Here is a 25591-nt window from a genome sequence, read left to right on the forward strand (position 1 = left end):
CCGACGCGCCCTGCGCGCCCGCTCTCAGGAGTAGGTGCGCAGGACGCCGGTGTCGAGGGTCCACGGGCCGACGGTGATGACGTCGCCGAAGGCGAAGTCGGTGCGGCGGGTGTAGCCGGGTTCGGCGTGGACGATGCCGGTGCCCAGCCGGGGGTCGACCAGCAGGTAGAGCGGGATGCCCATGGCCGCGTAGTCGCGGACCTTGGCGTGGTAGTCCGTTTCGGCGTTGCTCTTCGACACGATCTCGACGACGAGGAGGACCTGGCTCGGCAGGAACGCCGCAGCCTCGTCGTCGAGCGCCGCTTCGGGGAAGACCATGAGGTCGGGGTTGCGCAGGCGCCCGAGGGAGGGGTCGACCAGGTCGGCGCCTCCGTGGGCGAGGTAGCCCGGATGGCTCTGCGGAAGCTGGGCGTTGAGCTGCTGAGCGATGCGGACGACTGCGAGCTCGTGGCGCTTCACCGGGGACGTCATCATGACGACGGTGCCGTTCGCGATCTCTGTCTTCCCCCCGCCCGGCACCTGCGGCAGCTGATCGGCGATCTCGCGGAGCCTGGCAAACGTGGCAGGGTCGACGCTCATGCCCGGAGTGTATCGACGGCCACCGCCCGGCGGGCGGCTGTGGCGCGGTGGGTGGCGTACAGGGTGACGCCGGCCGCGCAGGCCATGGCGGTGAGGGCGACGGTGGCCGTGCCGGACCAGCCGGTGGAGTGGTAGGCGTCGGCGCCGACCGTGCCGCCGAGGCTGTTGCCGAGGTAGTAGGCGATCAGGTAGAGCGCGGAGGCCTGGGCGCGGCCGGTGGCGGCGGTGCGGCCGACGGCGGAGGACGCGGTGGCGTGGCCCGCGAAGAAGCCGGCGGTGATCAGGACCAGGCCGAGGATCGCGCAGAACAGCGAGTTCGCGAGGGAGAGCAGCAGGCCGGCCGTGGTGGCGGAGATCGCCAGGTAGAGGGTGCCGCGGCGGCCACAGCGGGCGGTCAGCCGGCCGGCCGAGGCGGAGGACGCCGTGCCGACCAGGTACACCACGAAGATCGACGCGGCGACGGACTCCGGCAGGTGGAACGGCGCCGAGGTGAGCCGGTACCCGACGGTGTTGTAGACCGCGCCGAAGACCGCCATGAACAGCATCCCGAGCGCATACAGCCGCAGCAGCAGCGGGTTGCGCAGGTGTCCGGCGACGGTCGCGGCCAGCGCGCGGGCGTCCACCGGCGTCCGCCGGAAGTGCCGGGCCCGGGGGATCAGCAGCCGGAAGGCGAGCACCGCGAGCAGCGCGAGGACGGCCGAGACCGCCAGCCCCCAGCGCCAGCCCCAGGCGGCCGCGACCCAGCCGGAGACCAGGCGTCCGCCCATCCCGCCGATCGAGTTGCCGGCCACGTACAGGCCCATTGCGGAGGCCAGCGCCGTCGGGTGCACCTCCTCGGCGAGGTAGGCCATCGCGGTGGCCGGGAGCCCGGCCAGCGCCGCGCCCTGGACGGCCCGCAGGACCACCAGCGTGGTGAGGTCCGGGGCGAACGGCAGCGCGAGGGCGAGCAGCGCGGCGGCGAGGGTGGACGCCGTCATCACTGCGGTGCGCCCGTACCGGTCGGAGAGGGCGCTGGCGGGCAGCAGCGCGAGCGCGAGGCCGAGGGTGGACGCGGAGGCCGTCCAGCTGGCCTGGCCGGGCGTCAGGTCGAGGTCGGCGGAGAGGATCGGCAGCAGGCCCTGGGTGGAGTACAGCAGGACGAAGGTGGCGACACCGGCCGCGAACAGGGCGAGGTTGGCGCGGCGGAAGTCCCGGCTGCCGGGGCGCAGGCGCAGGTCGGTCACGGATGCGGGGGATGCGGGGGCGGGCGCGGAGAGCGCCTCGGTACTGGCAGGCTGCATGCCAATGACGCTAGGGCGGCGCGGGCTGATGCGTCCAATGCATGAATGAGGGAAGATCCATGCCGTGACGTATGAGAGCAGCTCCGCGCCCACCCGCCTCGCCGAGCTCGGTCCGGACGCCGATGTGACGCGCCTCGCACCGCAGTTGGCGGAGTTCGCGGCGGTCGCCCGACTGGAACACGTCACCCGGGCCGCGCAGCTGCTCGGCATGCCGCAGCCCACCCTCTCCCGCGCGGTCGCCCGCCTGGAGGCACAGCTCGGCGTCGACCTGCTCGCCCGGCAGGGCCGCACCGTCCGCCTGACCCGGGCCGGACGGCTGCTGCTGGACGCCGTCGAACGGGCGCTCGCCGAGGTCGAACGCGGCGCGGAGGCGGCCCGCGCGGAGGCCGACCCGACGGCCGGGCGGGTCGCGTTCGGCTTCCTGCACACCATGGGGACGGACGCGGTGCCCGCCCTGCTGCGAGGGTTCCGGGCCGGGCATCCGCAGGTCCGCTTCCAACTGGTGCAGGACTACGTCGCCGCGATGCTGGAACGCCTGCGCGCCGGGGAGTTGGACCTCTGCCTGGTCTCCCCGCTCCCCGACACGCCCGAACTGACGGCCCGTCCGCTCGACGAGCAGCGCCTCTACCTGACCGTCCCCGCGGACCACCGGCTCGCCGGGCGCCGCCGGATCCGCCTCGCCGAGGTCGCCGACGAGCCGTGGGTGACGGTCGAGGAGGGCTACGGCCTGCGCCACATCATGGAGGGCTTCTGCGCGGAGGCTGGCTTCACCCCGCGGATCGCCTTCGAGGGCGAGGAGGTCGAAACCCTCCGCGGCCTGGTCGCCGCCGGCCTCGGCGTCGCCCTCCTCCCACCCGCCCTCGTCCCCCGCCCGGGCGTCGTCGAACTCGAAGTCACCGCCCCCCGCACCCGCCGAGCCATCGGCCTCGCCTGGCACGCGACCCGCCCCCTCACCCCACCGGCAGCCGCATTCCGGGACTTCGTCCTGTCCCGCCGGGGGAGCATCCTGGCCCACGACTGAGCGAGGGTTCCGCTTCGCGGTGTGGGTTCCGCTTCGCGGTGTGGGTTCCGCTTCGCGGTGTGGGTTCCGCTTCGCGGTGTGGGTTCCGCTTCGCGGTGTGGGTTCCGCTTCGCGGTGTGGGTTCCGCTTCGCGGTGTGGGTTCCGCTTCGCGGTGTGGGTTCCGCTTCGCGGTGTGGGTTCCGCTGCGCGGTGTGGGTTCCGCTTCGCGGTGTGGGTTCCGCTTCGCGGTGTGGGTTCCGCTTCGCGGTGTGGGTTCCGCTTCGCGGTGTGGGTTCCGCTTCGCGGGGTGGGTTCCGCTTCGCGGTGTGGGTTCCGCTTCGCGGTGTGGGTTCCGCTTCGCGGTGTGGGTTCCGCTTCGCGGTGTGGGTTCCGCTTCGCGGTGTGGGTTCCGCTTCGCGGTGGGGTTGGGCGGGGCAATTCGTCGGCCTGGCCCGGCGTGCGACGCAGCCCCTCGCCTCATCGGTGTCTGTGTTCCGTGACCTCGTGCTGTTGTGGCGGGGACGCCCCCGCTCAGGGCCGTGCGGGGGTTCCGCTTCCCACGGTGGGTGGGGCACGTGGCTGATCTACGCGCGTAGGGGCTATGCTCCGGCAATGGAGAAGCAGATCACTCTCGCGGGCACGACGGCCCCGCGTGTTCCCACGGCGGAGCAGATTGCCCGCGCCCCCAAGGTTCTGTTGCACGACCACCTGGACGGTGGGTTGCGGCCGGAGACCATCGTCGAGCTGGCGGCGGACTGCGGCTACGAAGGGCTGCCGACCACCGACCCGGCGGAGCTCGGGGTGTGGTTCCGGGAGGCGGCGGACTCGGGGTCGTTGGAGCGGTACCTGGAGACGTTCGCGCACACGTGTGCGGTGATGCAGACCCGGGCGGCGCTGGTCCGGGTGGCGGCGGACTGCGCGGAGGACCTGGCGGCGGACGGCGTGGTGTACGCCGAGGTGAGGTACGCGCCGGAGCAGCACCTGGAGGCGGGGCTGACCCTGGACGAGGTGGTGGAGGCCGTCAACGAGGGCTTCCGGCTGGGCGAGGCGAACGCCCGGGCGCGCGGGCACCGGATCCGGGTCGGGACGCTGTTGACCGCCATGCGGCACGCGGCCCGTTCGCAGGAGATCGCCGAGCTGGCGAACCGCCACCGGGACCGCGGGGTGGTCGGGTTCGACATCGCGGGCGCGGAGGCCGGTCACCCGCCGACCCGGCACCAGGCCGCGTTCGACTACCTCAAGGGCGAGAACAACCACTTCACCATCCACGCCGGTGAGGCGTTCGGGCTGCCGTCGATCTGGGAGGCGGTGCAGTGCTGCGGCGCGGACCGGCTCGGTCACGGTGTGCGGATCGTGGACGACATCACGGTCGGCGAGGACGGCCGGGTGGAGCTCGGGCGGCTGGCCGCGTACGTGCGGGACAAGCGGGTGCCGCTGGAGATGTGCCCGACGTCGAACCTGCAGACCGGTGCGGCGGCGTCGTACGCCGAGCACCCGATCGGGCTGCTGGCGGGGCTGAAGTTCCGGGTCACCGTCAACACCGACAACCGGCTGATGAGCGGGACCAGCATGAGCCGCGAGTTCGGGCACCTGGTGGACGCGTTCGGCTACACGCTGGGCGACCTGGAGTGGTTCACCGTCAACGCGATGAAGTCGGCGTTCCTGCCGTTCGACGAGCGGCTGGCGATGATCAACGACGTGATCAAGCCGGGGTACGCGGAGCTGAAGGCCGAGTGGCTGTTCGGTCCGCGCGGCTGACGGTCCGTCGTCGGCGGTCTGCCCCCCGAGTGGTCAACGTCCATGGAGATGGTCGGACTTATCACTCGGGGGAGTGGTCGGATTTTGAACCGGGCGTGGCGCTGTCACTACGGTGAGCCGGTCACTGCTGACTCGGTGTGACGGCCGTGCCCTGAATCCCCGGGCGTGCGACCCCGCACCGGCCCGACCAGGACTGAGGACGCACACATGAAGCAGGCCACTCTCAAGGCCGCCGGCACCGCCGTGCTCGGCGTTGTCGCCGCCGCCGTCGCCGCGGGCACCGCCTCCGCCGCGCCGGTCGCCCCCGGCGGCCTCGGACTGCCGACCGGCGCGCTCACCAACCCGGGTGTGACCGGTGCCGCCACCGGGGCCGTGAGCAAGCTGCCCGGCGCCGACCAGCTCGGCACCGTGACGGGCGCGCTCAACCCGGCCGCCGGCACCCCGGCCGCGGCCCCCGCCCCGGCCCAGGCCGCGGAGCAGACCGCGCCGGTCGCCGAGCAGGTCGGCCCCGCCGGTGTCGACCCGCAGGCCGCGCCCGAGCACCGGGTGGGCGGCCTGGACGCCGTCCCGGGCGGCCAGGGCCTGGCCAAGACCCCGGTCGGCGGTGTGATCAGCACGCTGACCAGCCTGACCCCGACCGGCGGCGGCGCCCCCGGCCTGCCGGGCCTGCCCGGTGTGGGCGGCTGACGGCTCCGGCGAGGAGCAGAACGGCCGAGGGGCCGTCCCGCAGCAGCGGGGCGGCCCCTTCGTCATGGGCGGTACGGGTGGCGCGGGCGTCATCGGGCGCCGCGGGCGGGTCACGGCTCCTGCGGGAGCAGCAGCCACAGCGCCAGGTAGATCAGGAACTGCGGGCCGGGCAGCAGGCAGGACGCCAGGAAGATGATCCGGACCGTCCACGGCGTGAACCCGAAGCGCTGGGCGATGCCGGCGCAGACGCCGCCGATGACGCGGTGGTGGCGGGGGCGGGCGAGGGTGCTCATCTTCTCCTCCGAGCGGAGTGTTTCCGGGCCGGGCGGTCCGACCGGGGATGACTCCATCGTCGCGCCGCGACCTGCTGCTCTCCGTCCGCCGCGATGCCGATTCGGACCCGGAGCCGCTCCCCGTCCCGGGGTACGCCGACCTCGGGGTCGACTCCGGGGCGGACCCCGAGGCCGGGAACCTCCGTGTGCATTTCGTCTTCCGGGCAAACAAGGTCAAAGGGTGGGTGAAGGGACGGAACTGACTGGTGGTCGACGTCGGGGAAATGCCACACTCGCGCGAATTGATCTTCTTCCGCTGAATTCGAAGGACTTCCTGTGCGTGCGAACCGGTTGCCGGCCGCCTTTGCCCTGACCGTTCTCGCCATGGCGGGAACGGCCGCCTGCGGATCGGAGGACCGTTCGGGCCCGGCCGCGGAGAACGGACTGGCCGGGCTCTCGGGGGCGGAGGTCGTCGCCAGGACGCAGGCGGCCGGGGCCGGGGCGACCTCGGTGCGGATGACCCTCCGGGGCGACTCGGCGGACGGCAGCGAGACTGCCACCGTCTCCGCCGCCCGCAACGGCGACTGCACCGACGAGGTGGCCGGGGGCAACCCGATCGAGGACGGCTACAACAGGCAACTGCGGCAGACCCACGTCCTGCGCAAGGACGGGCGGACCTTCTTCAAGGCGGGCGGCCTGCGCGGCCCCGGCGGGCCGGCCGACCAGTGGATGTCCACCAGCAGTAAGGAGGCCGACCAGCTGGCGACCTACTGCGACCTGGCCCTCGGCATGCCGGACGAGCTGAACACCCTGACGGGCGGCGCCCGCAGCGGGCAGTGGGTCCGCGACGGCAGCACCCGGATCGGCGGCGTCCCGGCGGTGGTCCTGCACTTCACGACCGAGGACGCCGTCGACGAACTCGCCCTGGACACCGGCCCCGCCGGCAGCTCGGAGCTCCGGATCGCGGTCGCCGCCGAAGGCGAACCGCAGCTGCTGCGGGTGGAGCTCGCCTCCGGCTCGAACCGTCTCACCGTGCGGCTCCGCGACCACGGCGCGCCGGTGACGGTCACGCCGCCGCCCGCCGACCAGGTCCACGACTTCGACGCGCAGCTGCCGGTGGGCGAGGAGCTGTCGGAGGGCTGAACGGCCGCCGCGGGTCGGCGGATTTCCGGGCCTGCGCATTCGGCCGTTCGATCGTGGGCGAATGCAGTGGGAGCGGAAATCGGACCGCGACGCGGGCCCTCAGCGCCGCGGAGCCACCGGGGAGCCGAGCGTCCGGATCACGGGCGCCGCGACGGAGCGCGGGCGCTGCTCCTTCGGGCCCCGGCGCGGCGTAGCGGCGCGCGGCGCCACGGCCGGGCGGCGCAGGGCGCGGGCACGCAGCGGGGTGGCCAGGAGCAGGTGGGCGGCGGCGGCGCCGAGGGTGCCGAGGAGGATGTCGTCGACGTCGAGGACGTGGCCGGGGGCCCAGCCCTCCAGGATCTCCAGGGCGGTGGCGAGCAGGGCGGCGGCGCCGGTGGTGCGGAGGAAGGACAGCAGCCAGGACCGGTCGGGGCTGCCGACGGCGAGCGGGAGCAGCAGGCCCGCGGGGGCCAGCGGCAGGAGGCCGGAGGCGAGTGCGGCGGGCAGGGTGCGGGTGGTGAGCGCCTGGTGCACGGAGGCGAACGGGGTGAGGTTGGACGGGCCGGTCCAGGCCGCGGTGACCGGCCGGAGGGCCAGCCAGACCAGCAGCAGGAGGTGGAGGGTCAGCAGCAGCCGGGCTGCCGTCCGGTACCGGTACGGCGCCGTCGTGCGGTCGGTTCGCGCAGTGGTGTGCACATTCCGGGGGACGCGCGCCGTACCGGCGGTGGTTCCGCCGTTCGGGTGATCAGGGGCAGTGGCGGGCCGACGGCGCGCCGAACACCCCGGGCGCCGTCGCCGTCGCCGTCGGCGTCGCAGTCGGCGAGGGCGTGGCCGACGGCGTCGGGACCCGGCTCGGGGTGGCCTTCGCGGACGCGGACGCGGCCGGCGCGGTGGCGCCGGCCGACCCGGTCGCCGTCGGGGCGACCGGCATCAGGACGGGCGTGGGGCAGGCGGTGCGGCTGGCGGGCGCGCCGGCGTCGACCGGCACCGCGGTGGGGCGGATGCCGCAGCCGGTGAGCAGGGCCGTCGAGCCGGCCAGCAGGGCGACGGCGTGGAGGCGGCGGCGGGCGGTCATGGTGCTTCTTCCGGGCCGGGGGCGGGCGGTTGGGTGAGCGGCAGGGTGAGGGTGAACACGGCACCGCCCTCCGGGTTGTTGGCGGCGGTGATGGCGCCGCCGTGGATGAGGGCGTTGGCCTCGGCGATGGACAGGCCCAGGCCGCTGCCCTCGGAGCGGGCCCGGCCCTTGTCGGCCTTGTAGAAGCGGTCGAAGACGTGCGGCAGCACGTCCTCCGGGATGCCGGGGCCGCCGTCGGAGACGGACACCACCACGGTCTCGCCGTCCTGGCGGACCTTCACCTTCACCGGGGAGCCGCCGTGCTTGAGCGCGTTGCCGATCAGGTTGGCGAACACCACGTCCAGGCGGCGCGGGTCGACGACGGCCAGGATGCCGCGCGGGGCGTCCAGTTCGACGGCGTCGTACCAGGCCCGGCCGTCGATGCAGGACATGATCAGGTCGGCCATGTCGACCTCGTCGGCGACCAGCTTGGCGGTGCCGGCGTCGAACCGGGTCACCTCCATCAGGTTCTCCACCAGGTCGGACAGCCGGCGGGTCTCGGAGACCACGATCCGCACCGCCGGCTCGATCATCGGGTCGAGCGAGTCGGCCTCGTCCTCCAGGATGTCGGTGACGGCCGTCATCGCGGTCAGCGGGGTGCGCAGCTCGTGCGACATGTCGGCGACGAACCGCCGGGACTGCGCCTCGCGTGCGCTCAGCTCCGCGACCTGCTCCGACAGCGACTCCGCGGTGCGGTTGAACGTCCGTGCCAGGTCGGCGAGTTCGTCGTTGCCCTCGACGTCGAGCCGGGTGTCCAGTTCGCCCTCGCCGAGCCGCCGGGCGGCGTCGCCGAGCCGGCGCACCGGCCGCAGCACCGTCGCCGAGGCGCCCTGCGCGAGGAGCGCGGAGCCGACCAGCGCCAGCAGGGTGGCGATCGCCAGCGACCAGCCGAGGGTGTTCAGGTCGGCCCGCTCGTTCTGCAGCGACTTGAACATGTAGGCGGTCGGCCCGTCCGGCTCGACCTTCGTCCCGCCGACCACGTACGGCCCGGACAGGTTCACCCGCTGCCAGTACAGGTGGTACTGGTACGGGTTGCCCGGGCCGATCTCGCGCGGCTTGTTGACCGCGGTGACCAGGGCCGGCGGCACCTGCTTGGCGGTGAAGGCGATCGGGTCGGAGGAAGCGGTGCAGTCCGGCTGCGACGGGTCGACCACGACCACGTCGTACGCCAGGCCGGAACTCGCCACCTGCACCGCCAGCGACGACAGGTCCTGGCAGGTCGGGTGCAGCGGCAGCTGCGAGACGGTGCGGGTCAACGAGCCGCGGAAGTCGTTCAGGGAGGCGTTCTGGGCGCGCCTGAGCACCGCGTCGCGGTTCAGCCAGTAGGCGATCCCGGACGCGGACACGGCGGTCACCAGCGCGACCGCGGCGAACACCGCGATCAGCCGGACCCGCAACGAGCTGAGCCGCTGCCAGGACACCGAACGGGCACGGTGCGGCGCGGACTGATGGTCGGTCAAAAAAGGCTCACCAGGCAGAAGGAGGGCGTCACGCGGGCGGGTCCAGACGGTAGCCGACCCCGCGGACGGTACGGATCAGCGTCGGCGCGGACGGCACGTCCTCGACCTTCGCCCGCAGCCGCTGCACGCACGCGTCCACCAGGCGGGAGTCGCCCAGGTAGTCGTGCTCCCAGACCAGCCGCAGCAGCTGCTGGCGGGACAGCGCCTGCCCCGGGCGGCGGCTCAGCTCCAGCAGCAGCCGCAGCTCGGTCGGGGTCAGCTGGAGGTCCTGGCCGTCCTTGGTCACGGTCATCGCCGAGCGGTCGATCACCAGGCCGCCGTACGCCGCGGAGTCCGAGCTCTCCCGCTCGCCGCGGCGCAGCACGGCCCGGATCCGGGCGTCCAGCACCCGTGGCTGCACCGGCTTCACCACGTAGTCGTCGGCGCCGGACTCCAGGCCGACCACCACGTCGATGTCGTCGGAGCGCGCCGTCAACAGGATGATCGGCAGCTGGTCGGTGCGCCGGATGCGCCGGCACACCTCGAAACCGTCGATGCCCGGCAGCATCACGTCGAGCACGATCAGGTCCGGGCGCTGCTCCTTGAACAGGCGCAGACCGTCCTCGCCGGACGCGGCGGTGGCGACCCGGTGACCCTGGCGGGTGAGGGCGAGTTCGAGGCCCGTGCGAATGGCGTCGTCGTCCTCGATCAGAAGCAGGTAAGACACGGAGGTCATTGTGTCCCACCCTGACCCGGGAAACACCCACCCGGGTGATCCCGGCCCTCCCGGGAACCGGATCGGCCTGCTCCGGCGTCAGCCCTGTCGGAGCCGACGACTGCCCGGAAACGGGTGTCCTTGTGACAGCCCTGTGACAGTCGACAGACACCGCCATGACGAGCGCCCGGCAGGATTTTCCTTGTCGCCGCAACAAACACCGGGCCCGGCCCGGAGCGGCGACGAGCAAGGAACCGCTCGTACCGACCATGGGGGTGCCCGATGACCGCAACGCTGACGACCCGAAACGCCGGGCCGCGTGCAGCCGTGCTGGGCACCAACCGGCCGCGTCACGAGGAGGAGAGCGCCGGCGCCGTCGTCGTACGGGGGTGCACGCACAGCGCCGGAACCCGCCGCCCGGTCGTGGGGACCAGGAGCGGGGACACCACCCACGGCCGGCTGGGGAGCCAGGCCGCGGGCCGGATGCTGCGGCTCGCGCCGCAGACCTTCCGGGGGGAGCAGGCCGACCAGGGAGGCGCGCAGGGCGAGCAGCCGGCCGCCGCGACGGACGAGGCACGCGACATCGCCGAGTTCACCGCGTACGTGCGTGAGCGCCGCGCCTCCCTGTACGCCACCGCCTACCACCTGACCGGCGACCGCCACGAGGCCGAGGACCTGCTGCAGTCCGCGCTGTTCTCCACCTACCGCGCCTGGGGCCGGATCACCGACAAGGCCGCGGTCGGCGGTTACCTCCGCCGCACCATGACCAACCTGCACATCTCGGCCTGGCGCCGCCGCAAGGTCAACGAGTACCCGACCGAGGAACTCCCCGAGCACGCCGGCGACACCGACGCCATGGGCGGCACCGAACTGCGCACCGTGCTCTGGCAGGCGCTCGCCAAGCTGCCCGAGAACCAGCGGACCATGCTCGTGCTGCGCTACTACGAGGGCCGCACCGACCCGGAGATCGCCGACATCCTCGGCATCAGCGTCGGCACCGTGAAGAGCTCCATCTGGCGCGCGCTGCGCCGGATGCGCGAGGACGAGCAGCTCAACCGCTCCGGCGACACCGTGCACGCCTTCGGCGAGCTGGTCGCCTGAGCGACACGACTCCCGTCGGGGGACGGGTGGTGGGGGAAGGTGGTGGACGACGGCGGACCGCTCTGGGGGGAGCGTCCGCCGGGGGCCGTCCGGCGCCGCAGGCGGAGGCGGGCCCCGGTGCGGGGGAGAAAGCACCGGGGCCCGCCTCCGTCGTCTCCCGGCCCGCCGACCGCCACAATGAGCGGATGGACGACCCCGTGGCGGAATCCCCGCAGGCCCGCGCCGACCGGCGGCTGGTCGAGATGCTCCAGGAACTGCGGGTGCTGCAGACCGGCGTGCAGATCGTCTTCGCGTTCCTGCTCGGCGTCGCCTTCACCCCGCGGTTCGCCGAACTCGACGACGCCCGGCAGGACCTGTACGTGGTGGTGCTGCTGCTCACGGTGGTCGCCGCCGCCGTGCTCGCCACGCCCGTGGCCCTGCACCGCGGCCTGTTCCGGCACCCCAAGCGGACCAGGATCGTCAAGGTCTCCGCCCGGATCGCCCAGGTCGGCCTGGTCCTGCTGGCGATGGCGCTCAGCGGCGCCGTCCTGCTGGTCCTCGCCGTGGTCCTCGGCTTCCCCGCGGCCGTTCCGATCACCGCGGTGATCGGGCTGCTGTTCGGCGGCCTCTGGTTCCTGCTGCCCTGGCTGGTCCGCCGCGGCGTGCCCGACGAGGGCTGACCCGACGTCAGTGCGCGTCGGCGGTGTGCAGCACGTCCTGGGCGCGGTTCAGGCCGCGCAGGACGAACGCCTCGACGGCGTCCGCGCAGCGGTCCAGCAGCTCCGGCATCCGTTGCTGCTCCTGCTCGGAGAAGCGGTCCACCACGAAGTCGCTCACCTTGACGCCCTTCGGCGGCCGGCCCACGCCCACCCGCAGCCGCGCGTAGTCGGCGGTGCCCAGCGCCGTGTGCACCGAACGGGCGCCGTTGTGGCCGCCCGGGCCTCCGCCGCGCTTCAACCGGGCCGCGCCGAACGGGAAGTCCAGGTCGTCCTGGATCACCAGCAGCCGCTCCACCGGCACCCGGTGACGGCGCAGCAGCGCCGCGACCGGGCGTCCCGACAGGTTGATCGACCACTGCGGCTCGGCCAGCAGCACGGTGCGGCCGTCGAGGGCGAACGAGGCGGTGCGGGTGGTCACCCCGCGCCAGCGGGCACCGTGGCGCTCGGCCAGCCGGTCCGCCACCAGGAAGCCCGCGTTGTGCCGCGTCCCCGCGTACCGGCGGGTCGGATTGCCCAGCCCGGCCACCAGCCAGCGCTCGTCCACTGCCACGTCCCCCTTGTGTCTCAGACCAGTTCGGCGGGCAGCTGGCGGGCCACCGCGGCGATCCGGCGGCCGGCCTCGACGCCCGAGCAGGCGTACGAGCCCAGTTCGACCTGGCGGGCGACGATGCCGCGCTCGGCGTGCATCAGGCGCAGGCCGCGGCGCAGCAGGTAGGGGATCGACTTGCGGCCCTCGCGGACGTCCCGGCGGAAGCGCCGCCAGGCCGTGGTGGACGGCTTGTTGCGCAGGCACAGGGCGTCGCCGAGCAGGCCCTCGGCCTGGCAGCGGCGGACCAGCTCGGCCGCGAAGATGCCCTCCGCGACGAACGCCGCCGCGCCGTCCAGCTCCAGCGTGCGGCTGCCGGAGCGGCCGTTCGCGGGGATCGAGTACACCGGCACCTCGGCCTGCCCGTCGAAGGCGAGCGTCCGGATCGCCGCCAGCGCCTGTTCGCCGTGCCAGGAGTCCGGCGAGTCCCAGTCCGGCCCGCCGCCGTCCGGCAGTTGCGGCAGCGTCGGGTCGTCGCCGTCCTTGTAGAAGTCGTCGAGTTGCAGCACCGGCAGGCCGCTGCGCTCGGCCAGCGAGGACTTCCCCGACCCCGAGGGGCCCGACAGCAGGATGACGCGGGATATCGGTCGGCGGTTCAGCGGGGAGTCACTCACGAGATACCAGTCTGACGCATCCGACGGGCTGGTTGTAACCCGCCGGTCGGCCCCGATTCGGGCGGGAGGGCATGAGGACGGGCCCGCACCAGGGGGGGGAGAAGTGCGGGCCCGTCGCGGCCGCCCGGCCCCCGGGGGGGGGTAGGGGCGCTGAGGGCGGCCGGTCTGTGTGGAGTTGGCCGGTCGGGCCGGGCTAGATGCCCATCGGGTGCCAGACCGTCTTGGTCTCCAGGAAGGAGAGCAGTCGCCCGGTGCCGGGGGAGGCCGTCCAGTCCACGGCGGACGGGTCGGCGGCCGGTCGGACCACTCGCTTCAATGTATCCGCCGCCGACGCCTCCAGGGCGGCCGCCGCGCCGGGTCCTTCCAGGTCGATCGCCCCGGCCAGGTCGAGGGCGTTGACGTCCTGGTGGGAGGCCAGCGTGGGGGCGATGTCCGCGGTGCGGCCGGAGATCAGGTTGACCACGCCGCCCGGCACGTCGGAGGTGGCGAGCACCTCGCCCAGCGACAGCGCCGGCAGCGGGGCCTGCTCGGCCGCCGCCACCACCACGGTGTTGCCGGTGGCGATCGCCGGAGCGACCACCGACACCAGGCCGAGCAGCGAGAAGCCGTGACCGGTGCGCGGCGCGACCACGCCGACCACGCCGGTCGGCTCCGGGGTGGACAGGTTGAAGAACGGACCGGCCACCGGGTTGGCGCCGCCCGCGATCTGCGCGACCTTGTCGGTCCAGCCCGCGTACCAGACCCAGCGGTCGATCGCCGCGTCCACCAGCGCCGCCGCCTTCTTGGCGCCCAGCCCCTCGGCGGCCGCCACCTCGGCGGCGAACTGCTCGCGGCGGCCCTGCAGCATCTCCGCGACCCGGTACAGCACCTGGCCGCGGTTGTACGCGGTGGTGCCCGACCAGCCCTTCACGGCCGCGCGGGCCGCCAGCACGGCGTCCCGGGTGTCCTTGCGGGTGCCCAGCGGGGCGTTGGCCAGCCACTGGTCCTTCGTGTCGGTCACCTCGTACACCCGCCCGCTCTCCGAGCGCGGGAACTTCCCGCCGACGTACAGCTTGTAGGTCTTGAAGACCTCGATCCGCATGGCAGTCTCAGACATCGAGGGCCTCGACATTCAGGTAGGGCTCCAGACCGTGGCGGCCGCCCTCGCGGCCGTAACCGGACTCCTTGTACCCGCCGAACGGCGAGGTCGGGTCGAACTTGTTGAAGGTGTTCGCCCACACCACGCCCGCGCGGAGCCGGTTCGCCATCCACAGGATGCGCGAGCCCTTCTCCGTCCAGATGCCCGCGGACAGGCCGAACGGGGTGTTGTTGGCCTTCTCCACGGCCTCGGCCGGGGTGCGGAAGGTCAGCACCGACAGCACCGGCCCGAAGATCTCCTCGCGGGCGATCCGGTGCGCCTGCGAGACGCCGGTGAACAGGGTGGGGCGGAACCAGTAGCCCGCGCCGGGCAGTTCGCACTCCGGCGCCCAGCGCTCGGCGCCCTCCTGCTCGCCCGCGGCGGCCAGCTCGGTGATCCGGGCCAGCTGCGCGGCCGAGTTGATCGCGCCGATGTCGGTGTTCTTGTCCAGCGGGTCGCCGACCCGCAGGGTGCCCATCCGGCGCTTCAGCGCGTCCAGCAGCTCGTCCTGGACCGACTCCTGCACCAGCAGGCGGCTGCCCGCGCAGCACACGTGGCCCTGGTTGAAGAAGATGCCGTTGACGATGCCCTCGACGGCCTGGTCCAGCGGCGCGTCGTCGAACACGATGTTCGCGGCCTTGCCGCCGAGCTCCAGCGAGAGCTTCTTGCGGGTGCCGGCGATCTGCTTGGCGATCGCCCGGCCGACCGGGGTGGAGCCGGTGAAGGCGACCTTGTTCACGTCCGGGTGCGCGGTCAGCGCGGCGCCGGTGCGGCCGTCACCGGTGACGATGTTCACCACACCGTCCGGCAGGCCCGCCTGGCGGCAGATCTCGGCGAACCGCAGAGCCGTCAGCGGGGTGGTCTCGGCGGGCTTCAGCACCACCGTGTTGCCGGTGGCCAGCGCCGGGGCGACCTTCCACGCCAGCATCAGCAGCGGGAAGTTCCACGGGATCACCTGCGCGGCGACGCCCAGCGGGCGCGGGTTCGGCCCGAAGCCGGCGAAGTCGAGCTTGTCGGCCCAGCCCGCGTAGTAGAAGAAGTGCGCGGCGACCAGCGGCAGGTCGACGTCGCGGGTCTCCCGGATCGGCTTGCCGTTGTCGATCGACTCCAGGACGGCCAGCTCGCGGCTGCGCTCCTGGACGATTCGGGCGATCCGGAACAGGTACTTGGCGCGCTCGCTGCCCGGCAGCGACGACCAGCCGGCGAACGCCTTCCGGGCGGCCGCCACCGCACGGTCCACGTCCTCCTCGGTGCCCTGCGCGAACTCCGCCAGCACCTGCTCGGTCGCCGGGTTGACGGTCTTCAGCGCCTCCGAGCCGGAGGAGTCGACGAACCGGCCGCCGATGAAGTGGCCGTAGGACGTCGCGATCTCGCCCGCGGCGGCCGGGGACTCCGGGGCCGGGGCGTACTCGAACAGGCCGGACGGCTTCACGGGCTGCTCGGTCTTCTCTGCGGTCTTCTTGTCGGTCTTCGCCATGGTCAGTCCACCGTCACGTAGTCGGGACCGGAGTACCGGCCGGTGCGCAGCTTCTGGCGCTGCATCAGCAGGTCGTTCAGCAGGCTGGACGCGCCGAACCGGAACCAGTGCGGGCTCAGCCAGTCGTCGCCCAGCGTCTCGTTCACCATCACCAGGTACTTCATCGCGTCCTTGGTGGTGCGGATGCCACCGGCCGGCTTCACGCCGACCTGCGTGCCGGTGGCCGCGCGGAAGTCCCGCACCGCCTCCAGCATCAGCAGCGTCACCGGGGGAGTGGCGTTCACCGCGACCTTGCCGGTGGACGTCTTGATGAAGTCCGCGCCCGCGATCATCGCCAGCCAGGACGCGCGGCGGACGTTGTCGTACGTCTGCAGCTCACCGGTCTCGAAGATCACCTTCAGGTGGGCGGAGCTGCCGTCGGGACGCCTGCACGCCTCCTTGACGGCGCGGATCTCCTCGAAGACCTCCAGGTAGCGGCCGGAGAGGAACGCGCCCCGGTCGATCACCATGTCGATCTCGTCGGCGCCCGCGGCGACCGCCTCCGCGGTGTCCGCCAGCTTCACCGGCATCCCGGCCCGGCCGGACGGGAACGCGGTGGCCACCGACGCCACCTGGATGTCGCTGCCGCGCAGCGCGGTCTTCGCGGTTTCGACCATGTCCGGATACACGCAGATCGCCGCGACCTGCGGAGCGGTGCGGTCGGTCGGGTCCGGGTTCAGGCCCTTCGCGCACAGCGAGCGGACCTTGCCGACCGTGTCCGCGCCCTCCAGCGTGGTCAGGTCGATCATCGAGATGGCGAGGTCGATGGCGAAGGCCTTGGCGGTGGTCTTGATCGACCGGGTGCCGAGAGTCGCTGCGCGCGCCTCCAGGCCCACCTGGTCGACCCCGGGCAGGCCGTGCAGGAAGCGGCGCAAGGTGGCCTCGGACGCCGCGACGTCCGCGAGGCCGCCGCCCGTGGCGCCGGGGGCGTTGGCTGCAAGAGTGGACATAGTCACCAGGGCAGCATATCTACGCGCGTAGGCGAATGGTAGGCGGGGCGTGCATTCAGGGGCTCGGGGAACGGCGAGGCCGTGTTGCAGGTGGTCGAGGACAGCGGTTGGTCGTGGCTGCGGTGGGCCTCACGGCGGGGACCAGAAACCTATGGACCCTTTCGCGCCCTGTTGCTCCCCCGCAGACATGGCCTCGCCGTTCCCCGAGCCCCTGGTGGTGCACCATGTGAGCGTGACTGCAGCGAAGGCGAGGGGCCGGCGGCCCGGGGGTGAGGACACCCGGGGGGCGGTGCTGGTGGCGGCGCGGGCCGAATTCGCGGCGCGGGGGTACCAGAAGGCGAGCATGCGGGCGATCGCCCGGGCGGCGGGGGTGGATGCGGCGTTGCTGCACCACTACTTCGGGAGCAAGGACCGGCTGTTCATGGCCGCGTTGGAGTTTCCGTTCGAGCCGCGCGCCGTGGTCGAGAAGGTCTTCGAGGGCGACCCGGCGTCAGCCGGCGAGCGGGTGGCGGCGTTCGTGCTGGAGTTGTGGGAGCAGCCGCCGGTGCGCGAGCGGTTGCTCGCGCTGGTGCGGACGGCGGCCGCCAGCGAGGAGGTGGCGGCGCTGATGCGGTCGTTCATGGTGACCGAGCTGGTCGACCGGGTGGCGGCCCGACTGGACGTCGAGCAGCCGGAGTTGCGGGTGGAACTGGTGATGTCGCAGATCGTCGGTCTGGCGGTGGCCCGGTACGTGATCGCGGTGGAGCCGCTCGCCTCGGCACCCCCGGAGGTGCTGGCCCCGTTGCTGGGGCGCACCGTCCAGGGGTACCTGACGGGCTGACGGGTCAGGCCTGGCCGCCGCCGAAGCGCTCGGTCCAGGCGGCGAGGTCCTCGTCGGTGATCTTGGCGAACAGCACCGGCGGCACGGTGAAGCCGGTGCCGGCCGGGACCAGGGAGAGCGCCCGGGCCTCGTCGGCGGAGATCCAGGTGCGGGTGTCGCCGTCGAGCGCGAAGGACTCGCGGACGGTGCGGGCCGCGGTCGGGATGAACGGCTCGGAGACCACCGAGTAGAGGTGGATCAGGTTGATCGCGGTGCGCAGGGTGCGGGCCGCGGCCTCCGGGTCGGTCTTGATCTGCGTCCACGGCGCGGTGACGTCGAGGTAGGAGTTGCCGGCCGACCAGAGTGCGCGCAGCGCCTGCGCGGCCTTGCGGAAGTTGAGCGCGTCCAGCTGGGCCTCGTACTCGGCGAGCAGGTCGGCGATTTGCGCGCCGAGCGCGATCTCGGTCTCGCTGTTCCCGGCGCCGGCCGGGACCTCGTCGCCGAAGCGCTTGCGGCTGAAGGACAGCACGCGGTTGACGAAGTTGCCGAGGGTGTCGGCGAGGTCCTTGTTGACGGTGGCCGCGAACAGGTCCCAGGTGAAGCTGGAGTCGTCGGACTCGGGGGCGCTCGCCATCAGGTAGTAGCGCCAGTAGTCGGCGGGGAGCAGTTCGAGCGCGACGTCGGTGAAGATGCCGAGCTTCTGGCTGGTGGAGAACTTGCCGCCGTAGTACGTCAGCCAGTTGAAGGCCTTGACGTAGTCGACCTTCTTCCAGGGCTTGCGCGAGCCGAGGATGGTGGCGGGGAACATCACCGTGTGGAACGGGACGTTGTCCTTGGCCATGAACTCGGTGTAGCGGACGGTGTCGTCGGCCTCGTACCACCAGGAGCGCCAGTCGCCGCCGGTCGCGTCGGCCCACTCCTTGGTGGCGCCGATGTACTCGATCGGGGCGTCGAACCAGACGTAGAAGACCTTGCCCTCGGCGGCCAGCTCGGGCCACACGTCGGCGGGGACGGGGACGCCCCACTCCAGGTCGCGGGTGATGGCGCGGTCCTGCAGGCCCTCGGTGAGCCACTTGCGGGCGATCGAGGAGGCGAGCACCGGCCAGCTGTCGCCGTTCGCGTCGATCCAGGCCTCGACCTCGTCGGTGAGCTTGGACTGGAGCAGGAACAGGTGCTTGGTCTCCCGGACCTCCAACTCGGAGCTGCCGCTGATCGCCGAGCGCGGCTCCAGCAGGTCGGTCGGGTCGAGCACGCGGGTGCAGCTCTCGCACTGGTCGCCGCGGGCCTTGTCGTAGCCGCAGTGCGGGCAGGTGCCGACGATGTAGCGGTCGGGCAGGAAGCGGCCGTCGGCGATCGAGTAGACCTGGCGGATCGCCCGCTCCTCGATGAAGCCGTTGGCGTGCAGCTCGCGGGCGATCTCCTGGGTGATCTCCCGGTTCTGCGGCGAGGACGAGCGGCCGAACCAGTCGAAGGACAGCTGGAAGCCGTCGTAGACGGCCTTCTGCTGGTCGTGCGCCCGGGCGCAGAACTCGGCGACCGGCAGCCCGGCCTCCTGGGCGGCCAGCTCGGCCGGGGTGCCGTGCTCGTCGGTGGCGCAGATGTACAGCACCTCGTGGCCGCGCTGGCGCAGGTAGCGGGAGTACACGTCCGCCGGGAGCATCGACCCGACCATGTTGCCCAGGTGCTTGATCCCGTTGATGTAGGGAAGCGCGCTGGTGATCAACTGCCGAGTCATCCTGGGGAACTCCGATGCTCTCCGGCGGGCACGCGGCGGTGCCCGCGAGCGGGTGTCGAGGGCCGGTCCGCGACGCGTTCTCAGCGGCCGCCCGGCCGCCGCAATCGTACCGAACCGGCCCGCTGTCGCCGCACCGCTTATTGCGGGGCTGTCAAGCCCCGTGCCGGGGGCGGTCCGACGACGGGTCAGATCGCGTAGCGCCAGGCGGTGAGCAGGTACGCGCCGTACCAGCAGCCGAACAGGGCGGCGCCGGCGAGGACGGCGGTCCGGGTGCCGCGGCGGGCCCGGGCGAGGGCGCCGGCGGCGGGGAGCAGGAAGAGCAGCGCGGGGGCCAGCAGGCGCGGCTTGCAGTGGTAGTAGTTGCTCTGCGCCAGGGTCAGTACCACCACCGTCGCGCCGTAGACCAGCAGCGGCGGCCAGGTGGTGCGGCGGACGGCCAGGGCGGTGCCGAGCAGGTGGGCGAGGATCAGGACGGCGATCGAGACCGGGACCCAGCCCTCGCCGGTCTGCAGGGTGCGGGTCAGGAACTCCCACAGCGAGGCGCCCCAGTCCCAGTGGGTGTCCCAGCCGGCCCGCTGGACGGCGAACCAGGCGTCGGCGTCGCCCAGCCGGTCGGCGACCCACCACAGGTACAGCGGGGTGCTGGTGCAGGCCAGCGCGGTGGCGGCGAGCGGGCCGGGGAGCAGCCGGCGCTCGCGGCGCAGTTCGAGCAGGGCGGCGACGGCGAGCGCGGCGACCACGGCGAGGCCGGCCGGGCGGGTCAGCCCGGCGAGGAAGGCGAACAGGCCGGCGGCGGGCCAGGCGCGGCGGTGCGCGGCGAGCAGCGCGGCGGCGGCGGTGGCCAGCAGCAGCGACTCGCTGTAGGCCATGAAGAACACCAGGGACATCGGCTGCGCGGCGGCCAGCAGCACCAGGACCACGGTGGCGGTCCGCCGGGTGTACAGCCGGCCCACCAGTTGGTGGATCGTCACCAGGGCGGCCAGCAGCGCGAGTTGGGCGGTGACGATGCCGGAGACGGACCAGCTCAGGCCGGTCGCCGCGTGCACCAGGCGGACCAGGATCGGGAACAGCGGGAAGAAGGCCAGGTCGTTGCCGGTCAGCTCGCCCTCGGGCGTGTAGCTGTAGGCGTCGGGGTAGCCGGCGGAGGCTATCTCCAGGAAGTGCCGCCCGTCCCAGGCGGTCAGCCGGTCGGTCAGCGTGGCGCCGGGCCGGGTGATCATCGCGGCCAGCAGCGTCAGGTGCAGGACCAGCGCGCCCGCGTACACCGCCAGGGCCGGGCCGGCCGCGTGCCACAGCCGGGCCAGTGGCTCCGGGAGCGCGGGTGCGGGGCGCGGGGGCGGCGGGGCGGTGGGCGTCGGGCGGTCGGTCAGGGCGGTGGTCGGCATCGGGGGTCCTGGTCGGTCGGGGATCAGGGCTGCGGGTGGGTGGTGCTGGCGCTCGGCCGCGACGGCGGTGGCGAGCTGACGGCGTCGTGGGGCGGGGTGCGGGTCGGGCTCGGGGCGAGGGTGGCGGACGGGGTGGGCGGCCGGACGGTCGCCGGGGCGTCGGCCGGTCCGACGGGACGGGGCGGGCGGTCGGGGGCGAGCGTGACGCCGACGGTGATCGCCAGGCAGGCGGTGACGGTCAGGGTCGCGCCGACCCGGACCCGGCGGCGCCGGCGGCCGCGGGCGGCGATCTGCCGGGCGGGCGGGGCGAAGGTGCGGGCGGAGGCGGCGTCGGCGGCTGTCCGCAGTGCGGCCGCCAGTCTCGGGTCAGGGGAGTGCATCGATGTTCTCCTCGGCCTCGGAGGGGGTGTCGAGGTGCTGGGCGAGGGCGGCCCGGGCCCGGGACAGGTGGGCCTTGACGGTGCCGGGGGCCAGGCCGGTCTCGTCGGCGATCCGGTCCAGCGGCAGGTCGCAGACGTAGAACAGGGCGGCGCACAGGCGCTGGCGTTCGGACAGGCGGCGCAGCGCGGCGGCCAGGTCGACGGTGCCCGGGTCGGGCCCGGCCACGTCGGCGGGTTCGCCGTGCCGCCGCCAGGCCCGGGCGGCGGTGCGGGCCCGCCGCCAGCGGCTGATCGCCAGGCGGCCCGCGACGGTGCGCACCCAGGCTTCGGGCGCGTGGTCGCGGTCGAGGGAGCGGCGGTGGCCCCAGGCGCGGACGAAGGCCTCCTGGACCACGTCCTGCGCCTCGTGGAGGTCGCCGGTGACGAGGTACAGCTGGCCGGTGAGCCGGCGGACCGAGTGGCTGTAGAAGTCGGTGAACTCCTCCTCGGTCATCGGTCGGCTCCTTGCAGGTCGGTTGCTTACCTGTCGCTACGAACGGGAGCGGTCGTCGGGTTGACGTGGGTGACGCAGCTCACGGCGGGGGGTGTTGGCGGCCTTGACGGGCTTCGCTGCCCGGGCACAGAATTCATCACATGATGAATTCCTCGGCGGGGTCGGCCGACGACCCCGCGATCCGGATCACCGGACTCGTCGTGCGGCGCGGCGGCGCCACCGTGCTGCCCGGCCTCGACCTGGACGTCCCCCGCGGCACCGTCACCGGCCTGCTCGGCCCCAGCGGCTGCGGCAAGACCACCCTGCTGCGCGCCGTCGTCGGCGTGCAGCGCACCGCCGCCGGCACCGTCACCGTGCTCGGCAGCCCGGCCGGCAGCGCCGCCCTGCGCGACCGGGTCGGCTACGTCACCCAGGCGCCCTCCGTCTACGGCGACCTGACGGTCGGCGAGAACCTCGACTACTTCGCCGCCGTCCTCGGCGCCCCGCGCACCGACCCCGACCGGGTGATCGAACAGGTCGGCCTGGACGCCCACCGCCGCACCCCCGTCGCCCGGCTCTCCGGCGGCCAGCGCGCCCGGGTCTCGCTCGCCGCCGCCCTGCTCGGCCGGCCCGAACTGCTGATCCTCGACGAACCCACGGTCGGCCTCGACCCGGTGCTGCGCCGCGACCTCTGGCAGCTGTTCGCCGACCTCGCCCGGGCCGGCGCCACCCTGCTGGTCTCCAGCCACGTGATGGACGAGGCCACCCGCTGCGACCGCCTGCTGCTGATGCGCGACGGCCGGCTGCTCGCCCACGACACCCCCGCCGCGCTGCTCGCCGCCACCGGCGCGAGCGACGTCGAGAGCGCCTTCCTCACCCTCGTGCAGCACCCGCAGGAGACCGTCCGATGAGCGCCGCCGCCCGCCGCACCCTGGCCACCGCCCGCCGCGTCCTCGCCCAGCTGCGCCACGACCCGCGCACCGTCGCCATGCTGCTGGCCGTGCCCTGCCTGCTGCTGGTGCTGCTCAAGTACATGTACGACCGGCAGCCCGGCACCTTCGACCGGATCGGCCCCGAGCTGCTCGGCGTCTTCCCGCTGATGGTGATGTTCCTGGTCACCTCGGTGGCGATGCTGCGCGAACGCACCACCGGCACCCTGGAGCGGCTGCTCACCATGCCGCTGGGCCGGCTCGACCTGCTGCTCGGCTACGCCCTCGCGTTCGGCCTGGTCGCCCTGGTGCAGGCCGCGCTGGCCTCCGCCCTCACCATCGGCCTGCTCGGCCTCCAGGTGGCCGGACCCACCTGGCTGGTGTTCGCCGTCGCGCTCGCCGACGGACTGCTCGGCATGGCCCTCGGCCTGCTGGTCTCCGCGTTCGCCGCCACCGAGTTCCAGGCCGTCCAGTTCCTGCCCGCCGTGCTGCTGCCGCAGCTGCTGCTGTGCGGACTGTTCGTGCCCCGCGCCGACATGGCCCCCGCCCTGCGGGTGATCTCCGACGTGCTGCCGCTGTCCTACGCCGTCGACGCGATGGGCCGGATCACCGCGCGGAGCGGCGTCGACGGACAGGTGGTGGCCGACCTCGCGGTGGTGGCCGGCAGCGCGCTGCTCGCCCTCGCCCTCGGCGCGGCCACGCTGCGCCGCCGCACCGCCTGAACGCCCCAGGTCACGGGACGGATCATTCGTGACCGTCCCGTGCCCCCGTCGCCATTGGGGACGGCCCCGACCTGGGGCAGAATCGACGCCATGACCGAATCCGACCGGACACCCGACCAGGGGTCCGCCGCCGACGGGCCCAAGTACGCCGACCGCGTCCACCGCTCCGTCCCCGGCGTCATCGCGGGCGTCATGCTGCTCGGAGTCGCCGGCTGGCTGATCATCGACGCCGTCGTCTCCGGCACCGGCGCCACCCCGTGGGTCGCGCTCGCCGCCGCGCCCGTCTTCGTCTTCCCGGTGGCCGCCTACACGCTGCGGCCCGTGGTGAAGTCCAACGACCAGCGGCTGCTGGTCCGCAACCCGCTGCGCACCGTGGTCGTGCCGTGGGCCAGCGTGGAGGGGCTGAGGGCCGGCTACTCGGTCGAACTCTTCGCCGGCGGACGCAAGTTCCAGGTCTGGGCGGTTCCGGTCTCGATCCGCCAGCGCAAGAAGGCCACCCGCCGCGCGGCCAGGGCCGCCGCCCAGGGCGACCCGGCGCTGCCCAAGGCCCGCACCAAGCAGACGTCCACGCGGCCCGACCAGCTCGACCCGACCCGCGCCTGGTCCGACGCGGTGGTCGCCTCCCTCCAGGAGCAGGCCGAGCGCTACGCCCGCAACCCCGGCGCCTCCGGCGAGGTCCGGGCCACCTGGTGCTGGTGGGTGATCGCCCCCACCCTGGCGGGCCTGGTCGCCCTGGTCTCGGTCGTCGCCGCGACCTGACGACGGCACGCAGAGGGCCCCGGGACTCCTCCCGGGGCCCTCTTCCGTTGCCGGAGGGTCAGACGAGGCCGGCGGCGGCCGCCAGGTCCTGCTTGAGGGCGGTCAGCAGGGCGTGGGCCTGTTCGCGGGCGGCGGGGAGGTCCTCCCGGGCGGCGACCGGGAGGACGGCCTCCAGGTAGCACTTGAGCTTGGGCTCGGTGCCGGACGGGCGGACCACGATCCGGGCGGAGCCGACCGCGGGGCCGGTGAGGTAGTAGCGCAGGCCGTCGGTCGGCGGCAGCTCGGGCGTGCCGGCGGTGAGGTCGTCGGCGCGGGCGACGGCGAGGCCGGCCAGTTCGACGGGGGGCTTGTCGCGCAGGGTGCGCATCGCCTCGGCGATGACGGAGAGGTCGTCGACGCGGACCGAGAGCTGGTCGGTGGCGTGCAGGCCGTGCGCGAGGGCGAGGTCGTCCAGCAGGTCGGCGAGGGTGCGGCCGTCGCGCTTCAGGCCGGCGGCGAGCTCGGCCATCTGCAGGGCGGCGGTGATGCCGTCCTTGTCGCGCACGCCGTCCGGGTCGACGCAGTAGCCGAGCGCCTCCTCGTAGCCGTAGCGGATGCCCTCGGCGCGGGAGATCCACTTGAAGCCGGTGAGGGTCTCCGCGTAGCCGAGGCCGGCCGCGGCGGCGATCTTCCCGAGCAGGGTCGAGGAGACGATGGTGGTGGCGAAGACGCCGCTCGCGCCCTTGGCGGCGAGGGCCGCGCCGAGCAGCGCACCGACCTCGTCGCCGCGCAGCATCCGCCAGTCGCCGTCGGCGGTGGGGACGGCGACGGCGCAGCGGTCCGCGTCCGGGTCGTTGGCGATCACCAGGTCGGGGCGGGCGGCGCGGGCGGTGGCGAAGGCCAGGTCCATCGCGCCGGGCTCTTCCGGGTTGGGGAAGGCGACGGTCGGGAAGTCCGGGTCGGGCTCGGCCTGTTCGGCGACCACGGTCGGCGCCGGGAAGCCGGCCCGCTCGAACGCGGCCAGCAGCACGTCGCGGCCGACGCCGTGCAACGGGGTGTAGACGGTGGTCAGTCCGCGCGGCCCGTCGGCGTCCAGGACGGCGGCGGCCCGGTCGAGGTAGGCGTCCAGGACGTCCTCGCCGAGCACCTCCCAGCCCTCGGTGGCGCGCGGGACGTCGGCGAGGGCGCCGAGCGCGTCGATCTCGGCGGCGATGTCGGCGTCGGCGGGCGGCACGATCTGCGAGCCGTCGCCCAGGTAGACCTTGTAGCCGTTGTCCTGCGGCGGGTTGTGGCTGGCGGTGACGACCACGCCGGCCGCCGCGCCCAGGTGCCGGATGGCGTACGCGAGCACGGGGGTGGGCAGCGGCCGGGGCAGCAGCGCGGCGCGCAGGCCGGCGCCGACCACCACGGCGGCGGTGTCGCGGGCGAAGTCGTACGACTTGTGCCGGGCGTCGTAGCCGATCACCACCAGGTCGCCCAGCTCGGGGTGCTTGCGGACGTACCCGGCGAGGCCGGCGGCGGCGCGGATCACCACGGCGCGGTTCATCCGCATCGGGCCGGCGCCGAGTTCGCCGCGCAGGCCGGCGGTGCCGAACTGGAGCCGGCCGGAGAACCGTTCGGCCAGCCGCGACCAGGCGATCCGCTCCTCGGCCTCGACCTCGGGGCCCTCGGCGGCGGCCAGCAGCGCGGACAGCTCCTGCCGGGTCTGCGGGTCGGGGTCCTCGGCCAGCCAGGCACGGGCCCGGTCGAGGAGGTCGTTGGTGGGTGCCTTCGGCATGCGGCCCGCTCCCTGTACGTGGATGGACGGAGTGTGGGTACTGCGGCGGAGGGAGCGACGGCGGCCACCGAACCCGTCGATGGCCGCCGTCGTCCTGCGCCGATT

At 73.6% G+C, this 25591-nt stretch carries 27 protein-coding genes; 10 read left to right on the forward strand and 17 right to left on the reverse strand.

The window, feature by feature from the left end:
- Positions 1-24 precede the first annotated feature (24 nt).
- Both CG736_RS18350 and CG736_RS18355 read right to left on the reverse strand, forming a co-directional pair.
- Positions 25-579: a Uma2 family endonuclease gene (locus tag CG736_RS18350; RefSeq protein ID WP_100587261.1), complete on the reverse strand. Its 555-nt coding sequence runs from the start codon at positions 577-579 to the stop codon at positions 25-27.
- Positions 576-1859, reverse strand: a complete 1284-nt coding sequence (locus CG736_RS18355) for an MFS transporter (protein WP_100587262.1) — start codon at positions 1857-1859, stop codon at positions 576-578. Before CG736_RS18355 ends, CG736_RS18350 begins: the two co-directional genes overlap by 4 nt.
- A gap of 64 nt (positions 1860-1923) precedes the next feature.
- Here CG736_RS18355 and CG736_RS18360 point away from each other — a divergent pair, with 64 nt between their 5' ends.
- The 3 genes from CG736_RS18360 to CG736_RS18370 all read left to right on the forward strand — a co-directional run bounded on the left by CG736_RS18360 (position 1924) and on the right by CG736_RS18370 (position 5305).
- Entirely contained in the window at positions 1924-2880 is a 957-nt protein-coding gene (locus tag CG736_RS18360; RefSeq protein ID WP_043914338.1) for a LysR family transcriptional regulator, read from the forward strand.
- A 592-nt stretch (positions 2881-3472) separates the two neighbouring features.
- A complete protein-coding gene (locus tag CG736_RS18365; protein ID WP_100587263.1) occupies positions 3473-4618 on the forward strand; it encodes an adenosine deaminase in 1146 nt (381 codons plus the stop codon).
- Positions 4619-4825: 207 nt separating this feature from the next.
- Complete coding sequence (locus CG736_RS18370; RefSeq protein ID WP_100587264.1) at positions 4826-5305, forward strand: hypothetical protein; 480 nt, start codon at positions 4826-4828, stop codon at positions 5303-5305.
- 110 nt (positions 5306-5415) lie between these two features.
- On the opposite strand, the gene CG736_RS18375 is transcribed toward CG736_RS18370, so the two are convergent.
- The gene (locus tag CG736_RS18375) at positions 5416-5598 is read right to left on the reverse strand and encodes a PspC domain-containing protein (RefSeq protein WP_100587265.1); all 183 of its coding nucleotides are present in this window, start codon (positions 5596-5598) and stop codon (positions 5416-5418) included.
- Between the two features lie 363 nt (positions 5599-5961).
- Here CG736_RS18375 and CG736_RS18385 point away from each other — a divergent pair, with 363 nt between their 5' ends.
- A complete protein-coding gene (locus CG736_RS18385) occupies positions 5962-6720 on the forward strand; it encodes a hypothetical protein (protein WP_157815629.1) in 759 nt (252 codons plus the stop codon).
- Positions 6721-6819: 99 nt separating this feature from the next.
- Here the strand turns inward: CG736_RS18385 and CG736_RS18390 are convergent, their stop codons facing one another.
- From CG736_RS18390 to CG736_RS18405, 4 genes are read right to left on the reverse strand one after another with little or no spacing between them, the layout of a single operon-like run.
- Positions 6820-7395, reverse strand: a complete 576-nt coding sequence (locus CG736_RS18390; RefSeq protein WP_157815630.1) for a VanZ family protein — start codon at positions 7393-7395, stop codon at positions 6820-6822.
- Between the two features lie 49 nt (positions 7396-7444).
- Positions 7445-7774: a hypothetical protein gene (locus CG736_RS18395; protein WP_100587269.1), complete on the reverse strand. Its 330-nt coding sequence runs from the start codon at positions 7772-7774 to the stop codon at positions 7445-7447.
- Complete coding sequence (locus CG736_RS18400) at positions 7771-9273, reverse strand: sensor histidine kinase (protein WP_043914332.1); 1503 nt, start codon at positions 9271-9273, stop codon at positions 7771-7773. Before CG736_RS18400 ends, CG736_RS18395 begins: the two co-directional genes overlap by 4 nt.
- Positions 9274-9301: 28 nt before the next feature.
- Entirely contained in the window at positions 9302-9979 is a 678-nt protein-coding gene (locus CG736_RS18405) for a response regulator transcription factor (RefSeq protein WP_100587346.1), read from the reverse strand.
- Between the two features lie 270 nt (positions 9980-10249).
- On the opposite strand from CG736_RS18405, the gene CG736_RS18410 reads away from it, so the two are divergent.
- Entirely contained in the window at positions 10250-11068 is an 819-nt protein-coding gene (locus CG736_RS18410) for a SigE family RNA polymerase sigma factor (protein WP_100587270.1), read from the forward strand.
- A gap of 185 nt (positions 11069-11253) precedes the next feature.
- Positions 11254-11727 carry a DUF6328 family protein gene (locus CG736_RS18415; protein WP_100587271.1) on the forward strand — a complete coding sequence of 158 codons (474 nt, stop codon included), beginning with the start codon at positions 11254-11256 and terminating at the stop codon, positions 11725-11727.
- A gap of 7 nt (positions 11728-11734) precedes the next feature.
- Here CG736_RS18415 and pth read toward each other — a convergent pair whose 3' ends face one another.
- The 5 genes from pth to deoC all read right to left on the reverse strand — a co-directional run bounded on the left by pth (position 11735) and on the right by deoC (position 16549).
- Positions 11735-12316, reverse strand: coding sequence for an aminoacyl-tRNA hydrolase (gene pth, locus CG736_RS18420; RefSeq protein ID WP_100587272.1), 582 nt, complete (start codon positions 12314-12316; stop codon positions 11735-11737).
- A gap of 14 nt (positions 12317-12330) precedes the next feature.
- Positions 12331-12966 carry an ATP-binding protein gene (locus CG736_RS18425; protein WP_100587273.1) on the reverse strand — a complete coding sequence of 212 codons (636 nt, stop codon included), beginning with the start codon at positions 12964-12966 and terminating at the stop codon, positions 12331-12333.
- 193 nt (positions 12967-13159) lie between these two features.
- Positions 13160-14062: an aldehyde dehydrogenase family protein gene (locus tag CG736_RS18430; RefSeq protein ID WP_100587274.1), complete on the reverse strand. Its 903-nt coding sequence runs from the start codon at positions 14060-14062 to the stop codon at positions 13160-13162.
- Entirely contained in the window at positions 14055-15560 is a 1506-nt protein-coding gene (locus CG736_RS18435; RefSeq protein WP_232734051.1) for an aldehyde dehydrogenase family protein, read from the reverse strand. The genes CG736_RS18430 and CG736_RS18435 overlap by 8 nt, the downstream gene beginning before the upstream one ends.
- A gap of 2 nt (positions 15561-15562) precedes the next feature.
- On the reverse strand, positions 15563-16549 hold the full coding sequence (deoC, locus tag CG736_RS18440) for a deoxyribose-phosphate aldolase (RefSeq protein ID WP_100587275.1): 987 nt from the start codon (positions 16547-16549) through the stop codon (positions 15563-15565).
- Positions 16550-16781: 232 nt separating this feature from the next.
- On the opposite strand from deoC, the gene CG736_RS18445 reads away from it, so the two are divergent.
- On the forward strand, positions 16782-17369 hold the full coding sequence (locus tag CG736_RS18445; RefSeq protein ID WP_232734052.1) for a TetR/AcrR family transcriptional regulator: 588 nt from the start codon (positions 16782-16784) through the stop codon (positions 17367-17369).
- Positions 17370-17373: 4 nt separating this feature from the next.
- Here CG736_RS18445 and metG read toward each other — a convergent pair whose 3' ends face one another.
- The 4 genes from metG to CG736_RS18465 form a co-directional block, all read right to left on the reverse strand.
- On the reverse strand, positions 17374-19083 hold the full coding sequence (gene metG / locus CG736_RS18450) for a methionine--tRNA ligase (protein ID WP_100587277.1): 1710 nt from the start codon (positions 19081-19083) through the stop codon (positions 17374-17376).
- Between the two features lie 185 nt (positions 19084-19268).
- Positions 19269-20468 (reverse strand): mannosyltransferase family protein, encoded by a 1200-nt coding sequence (locus CG736_RS18455; RefSeq protein WP_232734053.1) that lies wholly within the window; start codon positions 20466-20468, stop codon positions 19269-19271.
- 23 nt (positions 20469-20491) lie between these two features.
- Entirely contained in the window at positions 20492-20848 is a 357-nt protein-coding gene (locus tag CG736_RS18460; protein WP_100587278.1) for a hypothetical protein, read from the reverse strand.
- Positions 20835-21341 carry a SigE family RNA polymerase sigma factor gene (locus CG736_RS18465; protein ID WP_100587279.1) on the reverse strand — a complete coding sequence of 169 codons (507 nt, stop codon included), beginning with the start codon at positions 21339-21341 and terminating at the stop codon, positions 20835-20837. Before CG736_RS18465 ends, CG736_RS18460 begins: the two co-directional genes overlap by 14 nt.
- A 140-nt stretch (positions 21342-21481) precedes the next feature.
- On the opposite strand from CG736_RS18465, the gene CG736_RS18470 reads away from it, so the two are divergent.
- The 3 genes from CG736_RS18470 (at position 21482) to CG736_RS18480 (ending at position 23730) form a co-directional block, all read left to right on the forward strand.
- A complete protein-coding gene (locus CG736_RS18470) occupies positions 21482-22231 on the forward strand; it encodes an ABC transporter ATP-binding protein (protein WP_100587280.1) in 750 nt (249 codons plus the stop codon).
- Complete coding sequence (locus CG736_RS18475; protein WP_100587281.1) at positions 22228-22971, forward strand: ABC transporter permease; 744 nt, start codon at positions 22228-22230, stop codon at positions 22969-22971. Before CG736_RS18470 ends, CG736_RS18475 begins: the two co-directional genes overlap by 4 nt.
- Positions 22972-23061: 90 nt before the next feature.
- Entirely contained in the window at positions 23062-23730 is a 669-nt protein-coding gene (locus CG736_RS18480) for a PH domain-containing protein (RefSeq protein WP_043914307.1), read from the forward strand.
- Positions 23731-23788: 58 nt separating this feature from the next.
- On the opposite strand, the gene CG736_RS18485 is transcribed toward CG736_RS18480, so the two are convergent.
- Positions 23789-25486, reverse strand: coding sequence for a phospho-sugar mutase (locus CG736_RS18485; RefSeq protein ID WP_100587282.1), 1698 nt, complete (start codon positions 25484-25486; stop codon positions 23789-23791).
- Positions 25487-25591: the final 105 nt, after the last annotated feature.

This window comes from Kitasatospora sp. CB02891 (assembly GCF_002803145.1).
Classification (GTDB): Bacteria; Actinomycetota; Actinomycetes; order Streptomycetales; family Streptomycetaceae; genus Kitasatospora; species Kitasatospora griseola.

What these genes read in the sequence shown, in the direction of transcription:
- CG736_RS18370 (WP_100587264.1), top strand. Translation starts at nt 4,826, where the DNA reads ATGAAGCAGGCCACTCTCAAGGCCGCCGGCACCGCCGTGCTCGGCGTT.
- CG736_RS18410 (WP_100587270.1), top strand. Translation starts at nt 10,250, where the DNA reads ATGACCGCAACGCTGACGACCCGAAACGCCGGGCCGCGTGCAGCCGTG.
- CG736_RS18415 (WP_100587271.1), top strand. Translation starts at nt 11,254, where the DNA reads ATGGACGACCCCGTGGCGGAATCCCCGCAGGCCCGCGCCGACCGGCGG.
- CG736_RS18385 (WP_157815629.1), top strand. Translation starts at nt 5,962, where the DNA reads ATGGCGGGAACGGCCGCCTGCGGATCGGAGGACCGTTCGGGCCCGGCC.
- CG736_RS18480 (WP_043914307.1), top strand. Translation starts at nt 23,062, where the DNA reads ATGACCGAATCCGACCGGACACCCGACCAGGGGTCCGCCGCCGACGGG.
- CG736_RS18375 (WP_100587265.1), bottom strand. Translation starts at nt 5,598, where the DNA reads ATGAGCACCCTCGCCCGCCCCCGCCACCACCGCGTCATCGGCGGCGTC.
- CG736_RS18460 (WP_100587278.1), bottom strand. Translation starts at nt 20,848, where the DNA reads ATGCACTCCCCTGACCCGAGACTGGCGGCCGCACTGCGGACAGCCGCC.
- CG736_RS18465 (WP_100587279.1), bottom strand. Translation starts at nt 21,341, where the DNA reads ATGACCGAGGAGGAGTTCACCGACTTCTACAGCCACTCGGTCCGCCGG.
- deoC (WP_100587275.1), bottom strand. Translation starts at nt 16,549, where the DNA reads ATGTCCACTCTTGCAGCCAACGCCCCCGGCGCCACGGGCGGCGGCCTC.
- CG736_RS18435 (WP_232734051.1), bottom strand. Translation starts at nt 15,560, where the DNA reads ATGGCGAAGACCGACAAGAAGACCGCAGAGAAGACCGAGCAGCCCGTG.
- CG736_RS18395 (WP_100587269.1), bottom strand. Translation starts at nt 7,774, where the DNA reads ATGACCGCCCGCCGCCGCCTCCACGCCGTCGCCCTGCTGGCCGGCTCG.
- CG736_RS18350 (WP_100587261.1), bottom strand. Translation starts at nt 579, where the DNA reads ATGAGCGTCGACCCTGCCACGTTTGCCAGGCTCCGCGAGATCGCCGAT.
- metG (WP_100587277.1), bottom strand. Translation starts at nt 19,083, where the DNA reads ATGACTCGGCAGTTGATCACCAGCGCGCTTCCCTACATCAACGGGATC.
- CG736_RS18475 (WP_100587281.1), top strand. Translation starts at nt 22,228, where the DNA reads ATGAGCGCCGCCGCCCGCCGCACCCTGGCCACCGCCCGCCGCGTCCTC.
- CG736_RS18485 (WP_100587282.1), bottom strand. Translation starts at nt 25,486, where the DNA reads ATGCCGAAGGCACCCACCAACGACCTCCTCGACCGGGCCCGTGCCTGG.
- CG736_RS18365 (WP_100587263.1), top strand. Translation starts at nt 3,473, where the DNA reads ATGGAGAAGCAGATCACTCTCGCGGGCACGACGGCCCCGCGTGTTCCC.
- CG736_RS18470 (WP_100587280.1), top strand. Translation starts at nt 21,482, where the DNA reads ATGATGAATTCCTCGGCGGGGTCGGCCGACGACCCCGCGATCCGGATC.
- CG736_RS18355 (WP_100587262.1), bottom strand. Translation starts at nt 1,859, where the DNA reads ATGCAGCCTGCCAGTACCGAGGCGCTCTCCGCGCCCGCCCCCGCATCC.
- CG736_RS18430 (WP_100587274.1), bottom strand. Translation starts at nt 14,062, where the DNA reads ATGTCTGAGACTGCCATGCGGATCGAGGTCTTCAAGACCTACAAGCTG.
- CG736_RS18455 (WP_232734053.1), bottom strand. Translation starts at nt 20,468, where the DNA reads ATGCCGACCACCGCCCTGACCGACCGCCCGACGCCCACCGCCCCGCCG.